Annotated in this window: 19 protein-coding genes, 1 tRNA gene and 2 pseudogenes; 18 read left to right on the top strand and 4 right to left on the bottom strand. The window is 61.7% G+C overall.

The window, feature by feature from the left end:
• Positions 1 to 23: 23 nt before the first annotated feature.
• The 7 genes and pseudogenes from D3870_RS13865 to D3870_RS13835 all read left to right on the top strand — a co-directional run bounded on the left by D3870_RS13865 (position 24) and on the right by D3870_RS13835 (position 3,209).
• Positions 24 to 1,025 (top strand): class 1 fructose-bisphosphatase, encoded by a 1,002-nt coding sequence (locus D3870_RS13865; RefSeq protein WP_119739960.1) that lies wholly within the window; start codon positions 24 to 26, stop codon positions 1,023 to 1,025.
• A gap of 93 nt (positions 1,026 to 1,118) precedes the next feature.
• Positions 1,119 to 1,194: transfer RNA gene (locus D3870_RS13860), tRNA-Thr, on the top strand.
• A gap of 98 nt (positions 1,195 to 1,292) precedes the next feature.
• Positions 1,293 to 1,439: pseudogene (locus D3870_RS22820) on the top strand (site-specific integrase); the annotation flags it as partial.
• Between the two features lie 4 nt (positions 1,440 to 1,443).
• Positions 1,444 to 1,725, top strand: a complete 282-nt coding sequence (locus tag D3870_RS22815) for a tyrosine-type recombinase/integrase (protein ID WP_119739958.1) — start codon at positions 1,444 to 1,446, stop codon at positions 1,723 to 1,725.
• 97 nt (positions 1,726 to 1,822) lie between these two features.
• The gene (locus D3870_RS13845) at positions 1,823 to 2,056 is read left to right on the top strand and encodes a hypothetical protein (protein WP_119739956.1); all 234 of its coding nucleotides are present in this window, start codon (positions 1,823 to 1,825) and stop codon (positions 2,054 to 2,056) included.
• A gap of 321 nt (positions 2,057 to 2,377) precedes the next feature.
• On the top strand, positions 2,378 to 2,809 hold the full coding sequence (locus D3870_RS22115; protein ID WP_147375799.1) for a hypothetical protein: 432 nt from the start codon (positions 2,378 to 2,380) through the stop codon (positions 2,807 to 2,809).
• Entirely contained in the window at positions 2,784 to 3,209 is a 426-nt protein-coding gene (locus D3870_RS13835; RefSeq protein WP_119739952.1) for a hypothetical protein, read from the top strand. The genes D3870_RS22115 and D3870_RS13835 overlap by 26 nt, the downstream gene beginning before the upstream one ends.
• A 340-nt stretch (positions 3,210 to 3,549) precedes the next feature.
• Here D3870_RS13835 and D3870_RS13830 read toward each other — a convergent pair whose 3' ends face one another.
• Positions 3,550 to 3,855, bottom strand: a complete 306-nt coding sequence (locus D3870_RS13830; RefSeq protein ID WP_119739950.1) for a hypothetical protein — start codon at positions 3,853 to 3,855, stop codon at positions 3,550 to 3,552.
• 171 nt (positions 3,856 to 4,026) lie between these two features.
• On the opposite strand from D3870_RS13830, the gene D3870_RS13825 reads away from it, so the two are divergent.
• From D3870_RS13825 to D3870_RS13795, 9 genes and pseudogenes are all read left to right on the top strand, one after another.
• Complete coding sequence (locus tag D3870_RS13825) at positions 4,027 to 5,154, top strand: ABC transporter substrate-binding protein (protein WP_119739948.1); 1,128 nt, start codon at positions 4,027 to 4,029, stop codon at positions 5,152 to 5,154.
• 311 nt (positions 5,155 to 5,465) lie between these two features.
• Positions 5,466 to 7,346 carry an ABC transporter permease gene (locus D3870_RS13820; RefSeq protein WP_119739946.1) on the top strand — a complete coding sequence of 627 codons (1,881 nt, stop codon included), beginning with the start codon at positions 5,466 to 5,468 and terminating at the stop codon, positions 7,344 to 7,346.
• Positions 7,346 to 8,212: an ABC transporter ATP-binding protein gene (locus tag D3870_RS13815; RefSeq protein WP_119739944.1), complete on the top strand. Its 867-nt coding sequence runs from the start codon at positions 7,346 to 7,348 to the stop codon at positions 8,210 to 8,212. Before D3870_RS13820 ends, D3870_RS13815 begins: the two co-directional genes overlap by 1 nt.
• Positions 8,205 to 8,957 (top strand): ABC transporter ATP-binding protein, encoded by a 753-nt coding sequence (locus tag D3870_RS13810; RefSeq protein ID WP_242489980.1) that lies wholly within the window; start codon positions 8,205 to 8,207, stop codon positions 8,955 to 8,957. Before D3870_RS13815 ends, D3870_RS13810 begins: the two co-directional genes overlap by 8 nt.
• Before the next feature lie 23 nt (positions 8,958 to 8,980).
• Positions 8,981 to 10,144: pseudogene (locus D3870_RS13805) on the top strand (FAD-binding protein); the annotation flags it as partial.
• Positions 10,145 to 10,307: 163 nt separating this feature from the next.
• Positions 10,308 to 10,769: a hypothetical protein gene (locus tag D3870_RS22810; RefSeq protein WP_242489979.1), complete on the top strand. Its 462-nt coding sequence runs from the start codon at positions 10,308 to 10,310 to the stop codon at positions 10,767 to 10,769.
• Complete coding sequence (locus D3870_RS13800) at positions 10,766 to 11,173, top strand: 2Fe-2S iron-sulfur cluster-binding protein (protein WP_119739940.1); 408 nt, start codon at positions 10,766 to 10,768, stop codon at positions 11,171 to 11,173. Before D3870_RS22810 ends, D3870_RS13800 begins: the two co-directional genes overlap by 4 nt.
• Positions 11,174 to 11,243: 70 nt before the next feature.
• The gene (locus D3870_RS22110) at positions 11,244 to 11,471 is read left to right on the top strand and encodes a hypothetical protein (RefSeq protein WP_147375798.1); all 228 of its coding nucleotides are present in this window, start codon (positions 11,244 to 11,246) and stop codon (positions 11,469 to 11,471) included.
• Entirely contained in the window at positions 11,468 to 12,646 is a 1,179-nt protein-coding gene (locus tag D3870_RS13795; RefSeq protein ID WP_119739938.1) for a multidrug effflux MFS transporter, read from the top strand. Before D3870_RS22110 ends, D3870_RS13795 begins: the two co-directional genes overlap by 4 nt.
• Before the next feature lie 147 nt (positions 12,647 to 12,793).
• Here D3870_RS13795 and D3870_RS13790 read toward each other — a convergent pair whose 3' ends face one another.
• Complete coding sequence (locus D3870_RS13790; RefSeq protein WP_119739936.1) at positions 12,794 to 14,050, bottom strand: porin; 1,257 nt, start codon at positions 14,048 to 14,050, stop codon at positions 12,794 to 12,796.
• Between the two features lie 422 nt (positions 14,051 to 14,472).
• On the opposite strand from D3870_RS13790, the gene D3870_RS13785 reads away from it, so the two are divergent.
• Positions 14,473 to 16,182 carry a SulP family inorganic anion transporter gene (locus D3870_RS13785; protein ID WP_242489978.1) on the top strand — a complete coding sequence of 570 codons (1,710 nt, stop codon included), beginning with the start codon at positions 14,473 to 14,475 and terminating at the stop codon, positions 16,180 to 16,182.
• A 192-nt stretch (positions 16,183 to 16,374) separates the two neighbouring features.
• Positions 16,375 to 17,250 (top strand): endonuclease, encoded by an 876-nt coding sequence (locus D3870_RS13780; RefSeq protein WP_199710654.1) that lies wholly within the window; start codon positions 16,375 to 16,377, stop codon positions 17,248 to 17,250.
• Positions 17,251 to 17,302: 52 nt separating this feature from the next.
• Here the strand turns inward: D3870_RS13780 and D3870_RS13775 are convergent, their stop codons facing one another.
• Together D3870_RS13775 and D3870_RS13770 are read right to left on the bottom strand one after the other, a co-directional pair.
• Positions 17,303 to 18,361, bottom strand: a complete 1,059-nt coding sequence (locus D3870_RS13775; protein ID WP_119739930.1) for an alkene reductase — start codon at positions 18,359 to 18,361, stop codon at positions 17,303 to 17,305.
• A 66-nt stretch (positions 18,362 to 18,427) separates the two neighbouring features.
• On the bottom strand, positions 18,428 to 19,612 hold the full coding sequence (locus D3870_RS13770) for an MFS transporter (RefSeq protein WP_119739928.1): 1,185 nt from the start codon (positions 19,610 to 19,612) through the stop codon (positions 18,428 to 18,430).
• Between the last annotated feature and the right edge of the window lie 5 nt (positions 19,613 to 19,617).

Genomic DNA, 19,617 nt, shown 5'->3' with positions numbered 1-19,617 from the left:
ATCGTCACACTGGAACGCAACATATGAAACGTGTCAGCCTCACGCAATACCTGGTCGAAGAACAGCGACAGAACAACAAGATTCCCGCAGAACTGCGCCTCCTGATCGAAGTGGTCGCGCGCGCCTGCAAATCCATCAGCCATGCCGTCGGCAAGGGCGCGCTGGGCGAAGTGCTCGGCAGCGCCGGCAGCGAAAACGTGCAGGGAGAAGTGCAGAAGAAACTCGACGTGCTCTCCAACGAAATCCTGCTCGAAGCCAACGAATGGGGCGGCCACCTCGCCGCGATGGCATCGGAAGAAATGGAAACCATCCACCCGATTCCGCACCGCTATCCGAAGGGCGAATACATGCTGCTGTTCGATCCGCTCGACGGCTCCAGCAACATCGACGTCAACGTCTCCATCGGCACCATCTTCTCCGTGCTGAAAGCGCCGGATGGCATGCAAGAGCCGACCGAAAAGGACTTCCTGCAACCGGGCACGAAACAGGTCGCCGCCGGCTACGCCGTGTACGGTCCGCAGACTGTGCTGGTCCTCACCACCGGCGACGGCGTCAACTGCTTCACGCTCGACCGCGAAATGGGCTCATGGGTGCTCACCCAGCGCAACATGCAAATCCCGGCCGACACCAAGGAATTCGCGATCAACGCCTCCAATGCCCGCCACTGGTATCCGCCGGTCAAGCGTTATGTCGATGAACTGCTCGCAGGAAAAACCGGCGCGCGCGGCAAGGACTTCAACATGCGCTGGATCGCCTCGATGGTCGCCGACGTCCACCGCATCCTGAACCGCGGCGGCATCTTCATGTACCCCGCCGATGCGCGTGAGCCGGACAAGCCAGGCAAGCTGCGCCTGATGTACGAAGCCAACCCGATGGCCTTCCTCGTCGAACAGGCAGGTGGCGCCGCGACGAACGGCAAGCAGCGCATCATGGACATTCAGCCGACGAAACTGCATGAACGCGTTGCCGTGTTCCTCGGCTCGAAGAACGAAGTCGAGCGCGTGACCGGCTATCACGGGGAGTGAGTGTTTGTTTAATTGACATGACGTGGATCACGTCGGTCGGGCGACAGGATGTCTGGCGGAAAAGCTTGATTTTTTGCTAGAATACGCGTCTTCGCTGATGTAGCTCAGTTGGTAGAGCAACTGATTCGTAATCAGTAGGTCGGAGGTTCGACTCCTCTCATCAGCACCAATAAAAGCAAACGCCTTACGTGAAATTCACGTAAGGCGTTTGCTTTTGTGGGGTGCAAAAAGTACATTATCGGTACACTTGGCATTCACAAAAGGGACATGGCGGCCATCGTTAAGACTCCATCTGGCACTTGGAAAGCCGTTATACGTAAGCACGGCTGGCCCACCGCTTCAAAGACCTTCCGCACTAAACGCGACGCCGATGACTGGGCGCGACGCACTGAAGACGAAATGGTGCGAGGCGTAAGCGATCACAAAACGGCGCATCAATGAGGCCGGGGAGCAGGTCGATTATCTGGCCTGTGACAGCCTTCAATCTCATATCACCAAACTCTACAAGGACGCAGGCATTCGCGGCGGCCCTAGTCACAGCGGCAGGCGGTCATTCGCTTCTAATCTTTTGATGAGAGGGGTCGATATCGAAACCGTGCAGCAGCTTTTGGGACATGCCGAACTGGATCACATCATGCCCTACCTAAAAGTGTCTCAAGAAAAACTGCGTGAAATGTTCGCGGTTTGCATTTGGTCATAAATTTTTTAGGAATTCTTATAAATCCTTAGCATTTCTTAGAAAAGTGTTATAACTTACTTACGGTTGATTATCATTATTGACTTTAGAGGGTGCGAATATGGCTAAATCGGTGGCAGATGTTGTTGAGGATTTGAGAGACCTACTCAACAAATCAGCGAAGGATGTTATTACGTTGACGTGGCCGCAGTTTTACAAGGAAGCGGGTCGAGAGCGTATGAAAGATGCCTTCATGACTGAACTGGTGAAGCAAGCAAAAGACGCCAGCATATTTGTCGCCTTCGGCAATGCTGTTGTGCTGGTTGCTAAAGACTATAAGTTCTCCCCGATCTAGGGAAACAATCATGAAACAACGGGCTCGAAAACGGGTGTTGCTGAGTCGGCAGTTACACCAATTGCACCTCGCCTCGCGGACACCTGGGGCGCTGTCTGAAGAGGCAGGGTGGCGAGTGCGCAAGAACATCATTGGCGTCGCTAGTCTTGCACCGTTCCGTCCATTTGAAGTCGTGCGTCGCTATGCAGACGGACATTTGGAAGTAATGCGTGGTCCGTCTGATAGGCAGCTTCGCTTCGAGACAGAGGCAAATGCACAGAGCGCCATTTCCAAGCTCACCCGATAGAAAAAATCGAGATCGACTGAGGAAGCGAAACAAAAATGTCCATGCCGCTAATACCCAGAATATTCGTCATTGCGTCGGCTGCCACATCAATTTTGATCGCGACTTCAAGTCTGGCCGATACCATCTATCGATGCAGAGCCTACAACGGCGAATCCTTCTGGGCAAAGGATCATTGCCAGAAGCACAAATCCTTGGTCGAGGGGATATATACCGTTCCTGACAACATGCCATTTCAACAGCAGGTCGATTTAATGCAGCGTGGACTGGATCGCGCGAACAGTGCCCGCGCGTCTGAAATTGGCGAGCGTGCGAGAGCCACTCAATGTGATTCGATCAACCAAGAGTTGAAGCAGCTCCAATTGAAATATTCGAACTGGCAGTATGTGCCCATCGATCAGGTCAATGCGGATCAGGCCAGGCAACGTGATCTCAATGCGAGACATGCTTCACTTCGCTGTTATCAATGATTCGGAAAGCCAAACAAGTAAAGGGATGGAAATGAGAAAAGCCGATGACAAAAAAGAATATAAGACCATGCTGAAAGTTTTGGACGCAGAAGCGTCTGTCGCTGCGACTTTGAACAAGCTGAGTCAGCTTGCGATTGAAACCGAGGACGAATTTTTGAAGAAAGCCTCCGCAGGTCTCGCCAGCAGCTTGCGATCCATTGCAGGTATGAACACAAGCGCCAAAACACGATTGCAATCTATGGCTTCAGGATTTGCAAAATCAGATGATCTTCGCCGAAAAAAATTTAGCGAAGCGATTACTTTGGTTTTGAACTACTGCAAAGAAATCATCGCCGAAGAAGAACCGCAATGGCAAATCTTGGCGCGGAGGGCCGGCTGGACACCGCCAGCGGCGCAGTAAAGGAAATCGGCGCAGGCCGGGAGAGGAACCAAATGTTGGTAGATACTTTGAACGTGACGTTATCCGATTTCATGCCAGTAAAAGGTATGGCGGTTTCGCTCCTTGGTGAGACTGTACCGTATCGGATTGCCGAGTATTTGTCTTAATTTTCAAAGGCTTAGCATGATAATTGCTAATTCGTAATCAGTAGGTCGGAGGTTCGACTCCTCTCATCAGCACCAATGGATTCAATGACTTGGCCCAGCCCACAAGGTTGGGCTTTGTTGTTTCTGGGGCTGCGGTAGCGGATAGGTACCTTGCTTGCCCAGAGCGAGGGAATTTCTGGTTGCATCGCCATGCGTCAGGCCGTGATCAAGACCGATTCTTCAAAAGAACGAGCTTGTCCTTGATCTCGGTCGTTGCCGGGACGGTGACGCACCTTCGGCACCTTGACCGCCAAGGGGCCGGTTCTTGGCAATACCTCCCGCTCTGGCCGGCAGTCATTGCTCACCACTACGCGCCGGCCGTGCAGTGTCTTCTCCTTCTCGTATTGCTCCAGCAGTTGCGTCAGTCCCGCTTCGATCGCCAGTGGGTGACTTGCCGCGCGCTGCGTCATGTCGTTCGCGCTCATGACGAAATGTGCGTCGACTTGTTCACCACGCGACATTCCGAAATCATTTCCCTTACTCAAAACTGCACTAAGCATATTTGAAATGATTCGTGGCCAGTTTCTGCGTCAATCTTTAATGTTGCGCCTGTACTTGAGGCGCTGAGGCAACGCGACGATGTTACGTCGTCCTCGGCTGTTGAATTTTCTTGAGATCAGAGGACCTTGCTCATGCGTTTTCATCCATCCCGTTTGCTGGTGCACGCCACCATTGCACTTTCGTCCTTTTCACTTGTCATGTCGTCCGTGCACGCGGCAGAGCCGGTGTCGATCGGATTTTTCTCGCACTTGTCCGGCAATTTCGCCGAGTACGGGGCAAGTTTCAAGAATGCAGTCGAGCTTTATATCGACAAGATCAATGCACAGGGCGGTGTGGAGGGACGGCCTGTCAAGGTGATCGTGGAGGACGATCGGAATTCGCCGCAGGAAGCCGCTACCGTGGCGCGCAAGATCGTTGCCACGCCGGGTGTTGTGCTGGCCATCGGTTCATGGTCGACCACGGCTTCGCTGGCGGCTGCGCCCATCTTCACGGAGGCAAGGATTCCTCAGATCAGCCCGACCGCGTCGCATCCCGATTTCACCAAGCAGAGCCCGTACCAGTTCCGGCAAAACAATACCGATGACATTCTGGCGCAGTACAACGCCGACACCATTCACAAGAAGCTCAAGGCGCGTACTGTCGTGATCCCGTATTCCCAGGATGACTGGGGCGTCTACACCGGCAAAGCCACTGCGGCTGCGATCGAGAAAGACGGCGGCAAAGTGCTGCTGCTCGAAAGCGTCGTGCCGAACTCGAAGGATTTCCGTCCGCTGGTCAGCAAGATCAAGGCGCTGAAACCGGAAGGCGTGTTCCTGGCGCTGCCGTATCAGGAGGCGTCGATTTTCATTCAACAGTTGCACCAGGCCGGCGTGGATATTCCGGTCGGCGGCGGCATTCCGCTGACATCGCCGAAGTTCATCGAACTGGCGGGCAAGACCGCCGATGGCGTGGTGTTGCATAGCATTTTCTTTGCCGGCGATCCGTCGAAGAAGGTGTTCGTCGATGAGTACAAGGCAAAGTATGGCCGCGTGCCGGACCAGTTCGCGGCGTTGGCATATGACGCCGCCGGTGTGGGCGTGGAGGCAATCCGCCGCGTGATCAAGTCGGGCAAGCCGCTGACTGGCCAGGCTGTGCGTGATGAGTTGGCCAACGGGCCGGCTTACAAAGGCGTGACCGGCGTGACGAAGTACGACAACGGCAATGTGAAGAAGGAACCGACCTTCATCACCGTGCGCAAAGGCGAGTTGCAGCTGTTTTGATTTGAGCAGGGAACATGCGCGGTGTTGTTTGGCGCATGTTCCTGGATGAATTTACATGGCAGCCAACAGCTCAGGCGACGCAGCATTCTCATGCCCGCTCTCTTCACAGGAGAGGAAGGGCAAGGCAGCAGCGTAAAACCCATCCCCATCCCAACCTTCCCCTTGAAGGGGAAGGGGACGTGTAAATCCGGCGTCGTCTGAACTGCTGATGCCTGAGCAAGCCTGAATTTTCCGCGGATATTCCTGCATCAATTTCCATCCCTCTCGCGTCGCGTCCGTGCGCGGCGTGAGCTTGTTTCCCCGGTGTACCCATGCTTGAACTCTTTTTCAGTCAACTGCTCAATGGCCTCGCCATCGGGCAGGTGTATGCATTGATCGCACTTGGCTTCAGCCTCGTCTTCGGTGTATCGAATCTCATCAATTTCGCGCAGGGCGCGTTGTTCATGCTCGGCGCGTTCTTCGCGTTCAGCGGCGTCACGCTGCTGCATCTGCCCTTGCCGGTGGCGGCGCTGGCTGCCGTCGCTCTGGTGACGCTGCTGGGCATGCTGCTCGAGCGTGTGGCGTTGCGGCCGCTAGAGAACGCACCCTACATCGCGCCGGTGCTGTCGACGCTGGCCATCAGCATCATCATCGATCAGCTGGCGGAAATCGTCTGGTCGCCGGAGGGGCAGGCTTTCCCCTTGCCGTTCGACGAAGTCACTTTCTTTTTCGGCGGCGCTTACCTCACCAGTACCGATTTGCTGATTTTCGTTTTCGGCGGCGCTGCCGCGCTGGGGCTGACCTGGTTCCTGTCTCGCACATGGACCGGACGCACCTTGCGCGCCACCGCGCAGGACCGCGATGCCGTGGCCCAACTCGGCGTGCGTACCGCCAATGTCAAGCGGCTGGCGTTCGGGCTGGCCGGTGCGCTGGGCGCGTTAAGCGGCATTCTGGTGGCGCTGTACTTCAAGAGCGTGTTTCCGCAAATGGGGACGCCGTTCGGTTTGAAGGGTTTCGCCGCCGCCTTGTTGGGGGGACTGACCAGCATTCCCGGTGCAGTGCTCGGCGGACTGTTACTGGGCATGGTGGAGACCATGGCAAGCGCGTATATCGGCGAGGGCTTTCGCGATCTGGCGGCCTTCACGCTGCTGCTGGTATTTCTGGTTTTCCGGCCGTGCGGCCTGCTGGGCGATCGCCGGCTCGACGCGCTGGGCGGTACCGGCGGCGCGTCCGGCGCGATGCCAAGCACCAGTATACTGGCTTCCGCGTCGAGTCAGCGCGGTTTGACGCGCGCGTTCGAGTTGCCGCCGTGGGGGTTCCTGGCGGCGGGCATCGTGCTGGCGCTGCTGCCGGTGATGACGCAGAGTGCCTATGTGTTGCAGGCGGTGGTGTACGGCATGGTGTTTGCGCTGCTGGTGGCGAGCGTGACGCTGGTGTCCGGCGCGCTTGGCATCCTGTCCATCGGTCATGCGGCCTTCTACGGCGTCGGCGCCTACGCACTGGGTGTGCTGGCGCGCAATTACGGCTGGCCCACCGAGGTGGTGCTTCCTGTCGCCGCGCTGCTGACGGCGGCGGTGGCCGTGGTGACCGCCTTGCCGCTGCTGCAATTGAGCGGACACACCGCCGCGCTGGGCACACTGGCGGTGGGACAAATCGGCTTTCTCATCTTCATGACCTGGCTGCCGGTGACGCGCGGGCCGATGAGGCTAGTCAACATCCCGGTGCCGCGCCTGGCTTTGCTGGGCGACCTGCGGCTGGCTACCATCGGCCAGAAATACTGGCTGGTGGCGCTGGTTGTCGCACTTGCGCTATGCGTGACGCAACGCCTGCTCAATTCAGGCGTGGGACGGGTCTGGCGCGGCATACGCGAGGACCGGCTCGCAGCGCATGCGGCCGGCTTGCCGGTGCGGCGATACATCTTGATGGGCTTTGCCGTGTCCGGCCTGCTGGCCGGCCTCGCAGGGGCTCTGTTTGCCTACGTTCAAGGCGTGGTCAGTCCCGAAAGCTTTACGGTGCAGGGTTCGATCCTGTTGCTGACCATTGCAGTACTCGGCGGGCTCGGCAACCTGACCGGCGCCGCGCTGGCAGGCTTCGCATTGACCCTGCTGCCTGAATTGCTGCGCTCGTTTGCCGAGTGGCGCATGATCGCCTACGGACTGGTATTGCTGCTGGTGTTGCGCCTGCGGCCGCACGGTTTACTGGGAGCGCGTTAATGGTTGCAAACATACTTTCCGGCGACAACAGCGGCCTGGTGCTGCAAGGCGTGTCGCGGCATTTCGATGGTGTCAAGGCGGTCGATGATGTCAGCTTCAGCCTTGCTGCGGGCGAAACGCTGGCATTGGTCGGGCCTAACGGTGCCGGCAAATCCACCTTGATCCAGCTGATCAGCGGCGTCGAGCGTCTGACGCACGGCCGCATTTACCTGGGCGGGCGTCGCATCGACCGCCTGCCACCCGAGCGCATTGCGCGGCTCGGGCTGGGCCGCAGTTTCCAGACATCGCGGGTTTTTCCGGCGCTGTCGATATGGGACAGCGTGCTGCTGGGAACGCAAGCCGGTCTGCTGCGCAAGCCGAATGGCGGCCTGGTCAATCCGTTGCAGGAAGCACTGGGTGTCCTGCTTGCATTGCCGCGCTGGCGGCAGCGCGTCGAACAGCAGGAAACGCTGGCGCGCGAAGCCTTGCAGCGTTTCGGCGATCGGCTTTGGCCGCGCCGCGAGGCACCGGCTTTCAGCCTCTCGTACGCCAATCGGCGTCGCCTCGAAATCGCGCGGGTGCTGGCCGGCAAACCCGACTTCCTGCTGCTGGATGAACCGGCCGCCGGCATGAACCCGACCGAAACGGCCGAGTTGACCGAGCTGCTGCTGGCGCTGCGTCAGCAACAGCCCGCGCTCGGCATTCTGGTGATCGAACACAAGCTGTCGCTGGTGCGCCGCGTGGCAGATCGCGTGATCGTGCTCAATCAGGGACGGGTGCTGGCAGAGGGAAGTCCCGATCATGCGCTCAACCATCCCGAAGTGGTTGAAGCCTATCTTGGCCGCCAGCGTGTGCGGCCCAATGCAACGGATGCTCATCTTGGCTGATCACATTACTCAACTCCCCGCGTCGCCAGCCAGCTTGCTGGAAATTGACGCCATCGATGTCCACTACGGCGCAGTGCAAGCCTTGTTCGGCGTCAGTCTCCGGGTTCGGCCCGGCGAAGTGGTTGCGGTACTGGGCGGCAACGCGTCCGGCAAATCGACCACGCTCAAGTCGGTACTCGGGCTGGTCAAGCCGACGCGCGGACGCATTGCATTGGACGGGCAGGCGGTGCACGGCAAGCCGCCGGCCGACATCATCGACCTCGGTCTGGCCAGCGTGCCGGAAGGACGGCGCGTGTTTGCGGAGATGTCCGTGCAGGAAAACCTGCTGATGGGCGCCTATCCGCGCCGCCATGAAAAAGAGGCAATCGCAGCCGACCTCGCCCTTGTGTTCGAGGCGTTCCCCCGCCTGGCGGAACGGCGTCGGCAGGCGGCCGGCACCCTGTCCGGCGGCGAACAACAGATGCTCGCGCTGGGTCGCGCCTGGCTGCGGCGGGCACGCATGGTCTGCATCGACGAGCCCTCGATGGGCTTGTCGCCGCGTTACGTGGATGCCGTGTATGAGGTCCTGTTCCGCTGGAAAGCCGAGGGGCAGACCATTTTGCTGGTCGAGCAGAATGCGCGCATCGCGCTGGAACTGGCCGACCGTGCCTACGTGCTGCAGCATGGTCATGTGGTCTTGCACGGCAGTGCGCAGCAGCTGGCGCAAGACCCTGGTGTGCAAAAGGCGTATCTGGGCGCGGCCTGATATCGGCCTGATATCGGCCTTCTATGGCAGCCGACAAGATCGAAGGAATCAACATGATGTCTGTACAAGCAAACACAATTCGGCACCTGCACACCGATGTACTTGTGATCGGTGCCGGCGGAGCCGGCATGAGCGCGGCGCTGGCCGCTGCGCAAGCCGGCAGTCAGGTATTGCTGGCCGATCGCAGCCTGATCGGCCGCGGCGGTGCCACCATCATGGCGCAGATGACAGTCGCCGCAGCCCTGGGCGGTCAGGTGGAGGATCATTGGCGGCATCACTATGCCGACACCTTGAAGGCGGGTCGCGGCCTGTGCAATGAACCGCTGGCACGCCTGTTGTGCGAAGAGGGGGGGGACGCGATTCGCCTGCTCGACAGCTGGGGTGTCGGCTGGGCGCGCGAGGATGGCGAGCTGACGCAGGTACAGGCACCCGGACATGACCGCCCTCGCTGCGTGTATGTGGACTTTCTCAATACCGGTCCGGCGGTCGCCCAAACGCTGCGTACCCAGCTCGCACGCCAGCCGAATATTCGCCGCATCGGCGATCTGCTGGTGGTCGAATTGCTGCAGCAGCACGGCAGCGTGGTGGGCGCGGTGGCCTTGCACCTGACCACCGGCGCGCCGGTGCTGATTCATGCCGGCGCGACCATCATCGCCACCGGCGGCCTGACCCGCCTGTATCGTCGCAACAGCGCCTCGCTCAACATGGGCGGCGACGGTTTTGCGCTGGCGCTGCGCGCGGGAGCCACGCTGGTCGATATGGAGTTCGTGCAGTTTTTCCCGATAGGCCATCTCGCGCCGCGCCTGGTCGGTTTCGATCCGATCATGTGGGACCCGTTCCGCTACAAGCTCGGAGGCCGGCTGCTCAACGGCAATGGCGAAGAATTCGTGGAGCGCTATGGCAATCGCGCCGAGCATGCGCAGTACACCACCACCCGCGACGCCGCGACCTACGCGATCCTGAAGGAAGTCGAAGCCGGTCGCGGCTCGCCCTCCGGCGGCGCGTGGCTCAGTTTCCGTCACGTACCGGAGGCGACGCTGCGGCAAGCCTTCGGACCGATCATCGACAAGCTGCTGGAGAACGGCATCGACCTGCGGCAGTCCATGGTGGAGGTGGCACCGATTGCGCACTATCACATGGGCGGCATTCGGGTCGATACCGATCTGGCCACCGACATACCCGGCTTGTTCGCCGCGGGAGAAGCGGTCGGCGGAGCCAACGGCGCGAACCGTTTGTCCGGCAACGCCATCACCGAGGCCGTGGCGTTCGGCCTGCGCGCAGGCCGCAGCGCCGCGCTCGTCATCCGATGCACCCGATCCGATCGCGCTGCTGGCGCAATTGCAGGACGTGATGCAGGACCATGTCGGGCCGTTTCGCACCGAAGCCGGGCTGACCGAGGGATTGGCCAGACTGGCAGCATTGCGCGCCGCGCTCGGCACGACGCTGCCGGGCGGCCTCGGTCCGCAGGATCCGGTGCGACTCGATGCGCTCGACTTGCGCAACATGCTGCTGGTGGCGGAAGCCGTGACGCACGCGGCGCTGGCGCGGAAGGAAAGCCGCGGCGCGCATCAGCGCGAGGATTATCCGACCCAGGATGCGTCCTGGACTCTCAATCAGACGATCGCCCTGCAAGCCGGCCGCTGGGTGCTCGCCACTCAGCCGGTTGCACGGCTTGACTTGCCGGCGGCGGCATCGACCGGCTTGTCCTCATTGCAGCCCTCATCGCAGCCCTCATCGCAGCCCTCATTGCCGCTGAATTCGCCGCCACCGGCGATTGCTGTCGCACCATTCGCGCCTGGACTGAAACAATGAAACCACCACAAGACGATGCACCACACGACAATGTGATCACGCTTCAAGTGCAGCGCGGTTGCGGCGATGGCCCTTCACGCATTGACATCTATGCAATCCCCGTCGGTGCCGCGGCGTCGCTGCTGGATTGCCTGCGCTGGGTGCGCAGCAATCTCGACAACACGCTGGCCTTCCGCTATTCATGCATCAACGCCAATGCCTGCAAGGAATGCATGATGCACGTCGACGGCAAGGCGATCTATGCCTGCCTGGTGCGGCCGCAAGCCGGTGCGGTGCACCGGCTGGAACCGATGCCGAACAAGGTGCGTCTGCGCGATCTGGTCGCCGAAATCGCGCCGACGAAGGAACGCTTGCTTGATGTGGAAGATGGTGACGATGCTGATGCTGATGCGAGAACAGGCTGAAGGCGGAAGGTACGCTCCTGCCTTCCATTGCCGGACTTGCCAGTAAGTCAGAAATCAAAACCACAATCGCATGAGCAGCTTCCTTCCCCTTGAAGGGGAGGGAACCTGTCAATCCATCGTCGCCCGAATTACTGCCATCCATGCAGATGGCGTCCCCGCTCGCGCCACGCCCGATACGCTCGGCAACGTTTCCCTGTACGATAGCGCTCTTCCTTTTTCAAGCGGCATGCGCCTCATTCCCCTGCGGCGCGCCCGGCACGTCGCGCCTGCGCGCTTTCCAAAACAATCGCATCAATGAACAAACTGACAACAGTGATCCTGGCCGGCCTGACAATGGTCGGCCCCTTGGCAATCGACACCTATTTGCCGTCGTTTCATGCAATCGGACAGGACTTCAATGTCAGTCAGGTATTGGTGCAGCAGACACTGAGCGTGTTTCTGTTTGCATTCGCATTCATGATGTTGTTCTACGGCACCTTGTCCGATTCCATCGGCCGCCGTCCCGTGATCCTGTGGTCGCTCGCGGTCTACACCGCAGCGTCTTTCGGTGCGGCGTTCGCACCCAGCTTCGGCTGGCTGCTGGTATGCCGAGCGGTGCAGGGGCTGGCTGCCGGTGGCGGCTCGGTGGTCAGCCGTGCGATCGTGCGGGACCGCGCCTCCGGTTCCGAGGCGCAGCGGGTGCTGGCCTACATCATGATGGTGTTCGGTCTGGCGCCGGCGATTGCGCCGGTGCTGGGCGGCTGGCTGCATGTGGCGTTCGGATGGCGCTCGGTCTTCCTGTTCCTCGGCGGATTCGGATTGCTGATGTTCGTGGTCTGTTATCGCGCATTGCCGGAGAGCCTGCCGCGCACGGCGCGTCATCCGTTTCACCCGGCGACTATCGTGAAAAACTATTGGATGGTGCTGTCGCATCCGCGCTTCTTGTTGCTGGCGCTGGCGATGGGCATCGCGTTTGGCGGATTCGGCCTGTATATCGGATCGGCCGCCAATTTCGTGATGAACATCCTGCACCTGCCGGAGACATCCTTCGGCTGGATGTTCATTCCGATGATCAGCGGCATGACGATCGGCTCGGCATTGGCGGCACGTTTCGCGGCGCGCTTTGCACCGCTGAAGATGATCCTGGCGGGGCAGCTCATCATGGCGATTGCCGCTGTACTCAACGTGGCTTACAACTACTTCTTCGCGGCGGCGGTGCCATGGGCGGTATTGCCGCTGGCACTGTATGCGTTCGGCGTGGCGCTGGCGACGCCGGCCATGACCATCCTGGCGCTCGATATCTTCCCCGAGAATCGCGGACTCGCGTCGTCGCTGCAATCGTTTGTGCAGATGCTGGTGTTCGCCGTGGTCTCCGGCGTGGTCGCTCCCATGCTGTTCGAGAGCGCCTTCAAGCTGGCGTGCGGCGTGCTGACCGTGTTGATGCTCAGCGTGGTGTTCTGGCATCTCGGCAAGCCACGCGGCATCGCGCGATAACAGGACGGGATTGCGTGCCGGGAGTCTCCCTCGACGAGCGGTTGCCCGAGGCACGCATTCTTCGCATTTTGCTTCATCTCTCTCGGCATGGGCAGCGCGCTCAGCCATGCCTTCAAGGATGCCTTTGCACCTCTGATTCCAGCACGACTAAAACCTGTGCCGCATCCCCAGTTGCAATGCGTTCGCATTCTCGCCGCGCTGTGTGGTGAAGCCGCCGCCATAGCCGCCGCCGCCGAGCGCGTACTGGGCGTTGGACTGGTTGTTGGCGTGGGCGTAGAAGATATACAGGTCGGTGCGCTTGGACATGTTGTAGTCGTAGCCGAGCGAGATCATGGTGACGTTGGCGTTGGCGATGATGTCGTCCGTCGTGCGGGACAGCGCACCCATCAGGCGGCCCGCGCCGATGCGGTAATGCATGCCGAGCGTGTAGGTGCTGCCGTCGAGCCGTGCATTGCTGTTGAGCGTGGCCAGCGTGCCGGGCACCAGCGGCGCGCCGGCCGGGCCGAGCGCTGCGGTGATGGTGGGCCCTAGCGCGGTGGCGAGGCTGGGGTTGTCGTTCTTCATCTTCATGTAGCCGGCGTAGAACCTGAAGTCGCCCCATCCATACGAGCCGCCGATGACGGTGGAGGTCAGGGATTTGCTGCCGGTGGCGTTGTCCTCGGTGTTGTAGGCGATGCCGACGTTGAATCCTTTGGCTTTGTAGCGCACGCCGCCGGCGAGGAAGCGTTCGGACACGCCGAGCGAGCCGGTTGCGTTTTTCTCCGGGCTGTACATGAGCGATGCGCCGAAACCGCTGGGTAATTCAATTCTGTACTGCATCGCGTTGTTGACGCGGATCGCCACGCCTGGCGTGTAGAGCGAACCGATGCCGCCGGCGATGCTGCCCCAGCCGCCGGCGCTGCCGGTTTCGAAGGTGTCGGCCATCGCGAACACTTCATAGGCCGGCGTGTATTGGCGACCGAACAGGAAACCGCCGATCGGCGTCACCAGTCCGACCTGGGCCGTGCGGTCGAACAAGGCGCCGTTGCTGTTGACGACGGCATTGTTCTGGCCGAGTGCGGTGGCGATGGCAAGCGACACCGAGGGCGGCAGCGGCGCGCCGTTCATCAATGCGAAGGCCGGATTCTTGCCGATGAAGCCGTTCTTGTTGTCGCCGGTGTCGACTTCGAAGCGGCTTTCCAGCGTGAAGATTGCCTTGTACCCGCCCCCCAGATCCTCGCTGCCGCTGAAGCCGATGCGCGATCCTTCGGCGATGCCGCTGGCGAGGTTGTATTGCTTTCCGCCGCCGAAATCGGATATCTGGACGCCGCCGTCGACGATGCCGTAGATCTGGATGCTGGTTTGCGCGGCGGCGGGCAATGCGAACAGGGAACCGACCAGTGAGGCGAGGATTTTTACTCTCATGTTGTCTCCGCAGATTGTTGTTGGAAGCAGTGCGTTTGCTGATGGGTTCCGTCGTGGCTGTCGTGGCGAACTCAATGAATATCACGCCCGCTTTGCGGAAAGCTTGGCCGGCGTCAAGTGAAAATGGTGTTGTGTCGTTCGTGCGACAAGGACAAGCGAGGGATCTCATCGGTAGCGGTGCGAAGACTCGTTCCCGGGCGGCATTGCTTCCGTATCCGGAAAATCTGACAGAATGGTGTGTTATTGCAAACGGGCTGATGACTGCCGGCCGGTGAGCGGGCACCTGAATGCCGCATGCGGCACTGCGTGCATTGCTTGTCATCTCGAGTACCGCAGGGAATCTCGAACGGCAGAGCCACCTGGAATGACCAGGACTGATGCCGCGTCGTCCGCGCACACGCCATGATCGCCTCAACCCTTGTTTGCCATCTCCGCCAGCGAAAGGACTTCCCATCAAGCTCGCCCGATTCTTCCCTTTCCTGCGTTGGCCGCGCCCGACGCTGTCGTCGCTGCAGCGCGATGCGTGGGCCGGCATCACCGTCGGGCTGGTGCTGATCCCGCAGGCGATCGCATATGCGACGCTGGCGGGCATGCCGCCGCAAACCGGCCTGTACGCGGCGCTGCTGCCGAGCGTGATCGGCATCTTGTGGGGTTCTTCACCGCTTTTGGGTGTGGGGCCGGTGGCGTTGACCAGCCTGCTGGTGTTCGGCTCGCTGTCCTCGCTGGCCGCGCCGACGAGCGCGCAATGGGTGGCGCTGGCGATCTGGCTGTCGCTCTATGCCGGCGCGATCCAGTTCCTGCTGGGTGCGTTTCGCCTCGGGCAGATCGCGAGTCTGGTGTCGCAGCCGGTTATCACCGGATTCGTCAATGCGGCGGCGCTGCTCATCATCGCGTCGCAAGTGCCGGCGCTGCTCGGCTTGCCGGAACTGGCCGGCGGCGATGTCGCTGCCGCCATCGGCCATGCAAAGGCGCAGCCTGCCGCAATGGCGATCACCGCCGCCTTCGGCGCGGCGGCGCTGGTGCTGCTGCTTGTCCTCAAGCGCATCGCGCCGAAGTTCCCCGGCATTCTGTTCGTCACCGTGCTGGGCATCGGTGCAAGCTGGGCGTTCGACTATGCCGGACACGGCGGCGCGATCGTCGGCACGATCGTCGCCGGCGTGCCGCCGCTTTTGCTGCCGCCGGCAATCCCGTTCGACAGCCATCGCGAACTGTGGCCGGCCGCATTGATCCTCGCGCTGGTCAGTTTCACCGAGGCGATGTCGAGCTGCCGCACCATTGCCCGCAGGCGGCACGAACGCTGGGACGAGAACCAGGAACTGATGGGGCAGGGCATGGCAAAAATCACCAGCGGCCTGGTCGGCGCATTCCCGGTGAGCGGATCGTTCTCGCGCTCGGCGCTGAACCTGTATGCCGGCGCGGCCAGCGCATGGTCCACGCTGTTTGCCGCCTTGTGCGTGCTGGCGAGCCTGTTGTTCCTGACGGACGTCATTCAATTCCTGCCGCGCTCGGTGCTGGCGGCGATGATCGTGGTGCCTGTGTTCGGGCTGCTCGATTTTTCCTCGTTGCGCCGCCTGCTGTCGGTGTCGAAAGACGACGGCGCGATCGCGCTGGTCACCTTCGCCGTGACCCTGCTCTCCGTGCCGCGCCTGCACTGGGGCGTGTTCGCGGGTGTCGGACTGACCATGGTGTCCTTCCTGTATCGCCGTTCGCATCCACGCATCATCGAAGTCGCAAGGCATGAGGATGGCACGCTGCGCGACCGCAGCCGCTTCGACCTGCCGCCGCTGGCGCCGGATGTGCTCGCGGTGCGCATGGATTCCGCGCTGAACTTCCTGACCGCCGCAGGACTGGAGCGTTTCATCCTCGATCGCACGCGCGCGAATCGCGGCATCCGGCGCGTCCTGTTCTGCGCGGGCTCGGTGAACGACATCGATGCCAGCGGTGTGGACACGCTCGAGGCCTTGCGCGAGACGCTGTTTGGCGAAGGGGTCGAGCTCTATCTGTCGGCCGTCAAGAAGCAGGTGTGGGACGTGCTGGACCGGGCAGGCGTGATCACCGATCTGGGGAGCGATCATGTTTTCGCCACGGATAGGGAGGCGATGCTGGCGGTCGCGGCCGCCGAGGCGGTGTAGTGCGTTGTTGAAAGCCTATTGCGCCTGCCGGGACTGCGAGGCGCAATGCATTGTTCGTACGGCAATGCAGGGAATGCGAACAAGATGCAGCATGCCGAATTGGCATGCCGTACTTTACGACTTGGCATTTCAATTTCGCCGTCGTTGCAGGATCATGGCGCGTTACCGCAGCACGCAGAGCCTTGTTCATTCATGCGCCCCAGAATTACTTCGGTCGGCCTCATCATGCGGCCGAACCCGGCCGACAACTTTGAGTATCCCGCCCACATCGACCGCGCCAGCCTGGACGCCCTGCCGGGCGGGTCGGGCGTCTACCTGTTCCGCGACCGGCATGGCGTGCCGGTCTATATCGGCAAGAGCGTCAACATTCGCTCGCGCGTGCTGTCCCATCTGCGCACGCCGGAAGAGGAGGCGATGCTGCGCGACAGCTGCCGCGTGGACTACATGCGCACCGCCGGCGAGATCGGCGCGCTGTTGCTGGAATCGCAACTGATCAAGCAGTTGCAGCCGGCCTGGAACGTGCGCTTGAAGGAAATCGCTGAAGCATTTGCGTTGAAACTGGAAGAGGGCGCGGCGCGCCCGCGCATCGTCGGCAGCGGCGAGGAAGACTTCGACGACCGACATTCGGTGTATGGCCTCTTCACCTCGCGCAACGCGGCTGATGAGGGCTTGCGTGCGCTGGCGCGCCGGCATGGCCTGTGCCCGGCCCTGCTCGGACTGGAAACCGCAGTGCGCGGCCGCGCCTGCTTCGCGCATCAGCTCGGGCGCTGTCGCGGCGCATGCATCGGCAGCGAATCGGCGCAGGCCCATCTGACCCGCTTGCGGGCCGCGCTGGAAGAATTGCAGTCGCTGGTGTGGCCGCATGCGGGCCGGATCGGCATTGTGGAACAGGATGAGGGATGGCGGCAGGTCCACGTGATCGACCGCTGGTGCTACCTCGGCACGCTGGAAGGACGGCGCACGAAGCTCAAGCGCGCGGCGAAGCATTTCATCGATATCGACACCTACAGAATACTGGCGCGGCCCCTGCTGCTGGGAGAGTTGCGCATCGTCGCGCTGGACGCTTGATGCTCGCCGGTTGCGGGCACGGACATGCCGGCAACCGGATGCATCAGGCTTGCTACGCGGCGAGTGTCGGGTAGTCGATATAGCCTTCGGGCGACGGATGGTAGAAGGTTGCGCTGTTCGGCGTGTTCAGCGGTGCATTGACCTGGAAGCGGCGCGGCAAATCGGGATTCGCGATGAACAGCTTGCCGAAAGCGACGGCGTCCGCCTCCCCCGACGCCACTATCTGCGCGGCGCTTTCCCGGGTCAGCTTCTCATTGGCGATGTAGACGCCGCCGAATGCCTTCTTCAGCTGTGGGCTGATGCTGTCCGGGCCGACCGCTTCGCGCGTGAAGAGGAAGGCGATGCCGCGCTTGCCGACTTCGCGCGCGACGTAGCCGAAGGTGGCGAGCGGGTTGGAGTCGCCCATCGTGTGCGCGTCACCGCGTGGGGCGAGGTGCAGGCCGACGCGCGATGCGCCCCAGACCGAGATGCAGGCGTCGGTGACTTCCAGCATCAGGCGGGCGCGATTTTCGATAGAACCGCCGTAGATGTCGGTGCGCTGGTTGCTGCCGTCCTGCAGGAACTGGTCGAGCAGGTAGCCGTTCGCGCCGTGCACTTCGACGCCGTCGAAACCGGCGGCCAGTGCGTTTTCCGCACCCTTGCGATAGTCCTCGACGATGCCGGCGATTTCCTCGGTGTCGAGCGCGCGCGGCGTGACGTAAGGACGTTGCGGGCGAACCAGGCTGACGTGACCTTGCGGTGCGATGGCGCTGGGCGCGACGGGTAACTGGCCATCGAGGAATATCGGGTCTGAGACGCGGCCGACGTGCCACAGTTGCAGGAAGATGCGGCCGCCTTTTTCATGCACGGCCTTGGTCACCAGCTTCCAGCCTTCGACCTGTTCCTGCGACCAGATGCCCGGCGTGTCGGCATAGCCGACGCCTTGCGGCGTGACGGCGGTGGCCTCGGAAAGGATCAGGCCGGCGGAGGCGCGCTGTGCGTAGTACTGCGCCATCAGTTCGTTCGGCATGCGGCCGCCGGTGGCGCGCGAGCGCGTCAAGGGGGCCATGAAGATGCGGTTGGGCAGTTCGAGGTTGCCGATCTTGATCGGTGTGAAAAGGCTTGTGCTCATTCGAAGTTCTCCACAAAAGTGTGCCCGACAGGACAGGGAAAAAAGCTTGATCGTCTTGCTGCGTTGTTACGCGACGGCGGCCAGCGGCGCGTCGTCGTCGGCATCGCCGGCGTTATCGGCCAGACGCATACACAGGAGCATCGTCGCCGCCGCTGCCAGTGCGAGCGCACCTGCGGCGACCGGCACGGCGCGCAAGCCCAGTCCCGCGCTGATGACCAGTCCGCCGACCCAGGCACCAAGGGCATTGCCGACGTTGAAGGCGCCGATGTTGAGGGTGGCGACGAGATTGGGGGCGGCCTTGCCAAAAATCATCACGTTCACCTGCAGGCCCGACACGGCAGCGAACGACACCATCGCCCACAGGAACAGGTTGATTTCGACGGGGATGAGGCCGGGACTGGTCCAGCGCACCAGTGAGGTGACGACGGCCAGCGCCAGGAAGATGCCGATCAGCGCCGCGCCCAGCCGCCAGTCGGCGAGACGGCCGCCGATGACGTTACCGATGGTCAGACCCAGGCCGATCAGGAACAGCGTCCAGGTCACGCCGTGCGGCGACAGGTGCGTCACGTCCTCCAGCAGCGGCGCGACATAGGTGAAGAGCGCGAAGGTTGCGGCGGAAAACAGCATCGTCGTCGACAACGCTGCCCACAGTCCGGCGCTGCGCAACTGGCCGAACTCGGCGCGCAGGTCGGCCTTTTCTTCGTCGTGCCGTATCGGCATCGCGCGCCACAGGCCGATCAGCGACAGCACGCCCAGCACGGCCACGGCCCAGAACGTGGTCGGCCAGCCAGCGGCTTGGCCGAGGGCGGTGCCGAGTGGCACGCCCAGTACGTTGGCCAGCGTGAGGCCGGTGAACATCAGCGCGACTGCGGAGGCCTTGCGGTTTTCCGGCACGAGGCTGGCGGCGACGACCGAGCCGATGCCGAAGAAGGCGCCGTGGCAGAGCGAGGTAATGACGCGTGCAAACATCAGGAAGCCATAGCTGGCGGCGACCGCGCACAAGATGTTGCCGAGAATAAAGATGCTCATCAGAATCAGCAGCGCGCGCTTGCGCGGCAGCGAGGCGGTGGCGACGGCCATCACCGGCGCGCCAAGTGCGACGCCCAGCGCATAGCCGCTGATCAGCCAGCCGGCGGCGGGAATGGAAACGGACAGGCTGCGTGCCACGTCGGGCAGGAGGCCCATGATCACGAACTCGGTCGTGCCGATGGCGAAGGCGCTAAGCGCAAGGATGAGCAAGGCAAGTGGCATGAATG

The sequence above is a fragment of the Noviherbaspirillum cavernae genome, assembly GCF_003590875.1.
Lineage (GTDB): Bacteria > Pseudomonadota > Gammaproteobacteria > Burkholderiales > Burkholderiaceae_D > Noviherbaspirillum > Noviherbaspirillum cavernae.
Note: the sequence above shows the minus strand (reverse complement) of the source record. Positions and strands in the feature narration are given on the sequence as shown.

Bases quoted from the DNA above. Each gene is read 5' to 3' on its own strand.
- D3870_RS22115 (WP_147375799.1), top strand. From the start codon at position 2,378: ATGTCCATGCCGCTAATACCCAGAATATTCGTCATTGCGTCGGCTGCC.
- D3870_RS22110 (WP_147375798.1), top strand. From the start codon at position 11,244: ATGAGCAGCTTCCTTCCCCTTGAAGGGGAGGGAACCTGTCAATCCATC.
- D3870_RS13780 (WP_199710654.1), top strand. From the start codon at position 16,375: ATGCGCCCCAGAATTACTTCGGTCGGCCTCATCATGCGGCCGAACCCG.
- D3870_RS13815 (WP_119739944.1), top strand. From the start codon at position 7,346: ATGGTTGCAAACATACTTTCCGGCGACAACAGCGGCCTGGTGCTGCAA.
- D3870_RS13775 (WP_119739930.1), bottom strand. From the start codon at position 18,361: ATGAGCACAAGCCTTTTCACACCGATCAAGATCGGCAACCTCGAACTG.
- D3870_RS22810 (WP_242489979.1), top strand. From the start codon at position 10,308: ATGCAGGACCATGTCGGGCCGTTTCGCACCGAAGCCGGGCTGACCGAG.
- D3870_RS13795 (WP_119739938.1), top strand. From the start codon at position 11,468: ATGAACAAACTGACAACAGTGATCCTGGCCGGCCTGACAATGGTCGGC.
- D3870_RS13790 (WP_119739936.1), bottom strand. From the start codon at position 14,050: ATGAGAGTAAAAATCCTCGCCTCACTGGTCGGTTCCCTGTTCGCATTG.
- D3870_RS13820 (WP_119739946.1), top strand. From the start codon at position 5,466: ATGCTTGAACTCTTTTTCAGTCAACTGCTCAATGGCCTCGCCATCGGG.
- D3870_RS13800 (WP_119739940.1), top strand. From the start codon at position 10,766: ATGAAACCACCACAAGACGATGCACCACACGACAATGTGATCACGCTT.
- D3870_RS13835 (WP_119739952.1), top strand. From the start codon at position 2,784: ATGCTTCACTTCGCTGTTATCAATGATTCGGAAAGCCAAACAAGTAAA.
- D3870_RS13865 (WP_119739960.1), top strand. From the start codon at position 24: ATGAAACGTGTCAGCCTCACGCAATACCTGGTCGAAGAACAGCGACAG.
- D3870_RS13845 (WP_119739956.1), top strand. From the start codon at position 1,823: ATGGCTAAATCGGTGGCAGATGTTGTTGAGGATTTGAGAGACCTACTC.
- D3870_RS13770 (WP_119739928.1), bottom strand. From the start codon at position 19,612: ATGCCACTTGCCTTGCTCATCCTTGCGCTTAGCGCCTTCGCCATCGGC.
- D3870_RS13825 (WP_119739948.1), top strand. From the start codon at position 4,027: ATGCGTTTTCATCCATCCCGTTTGCTGGTGCACGCCACCATTGCACTT.
- D3870_RS13830 (WP_119739950.1), bottom strand. From the start codon at position 3,855: ATGTCGCGTGGTGAACAAGTCGACGCACATTTCGTCATGAGCGCGAAC.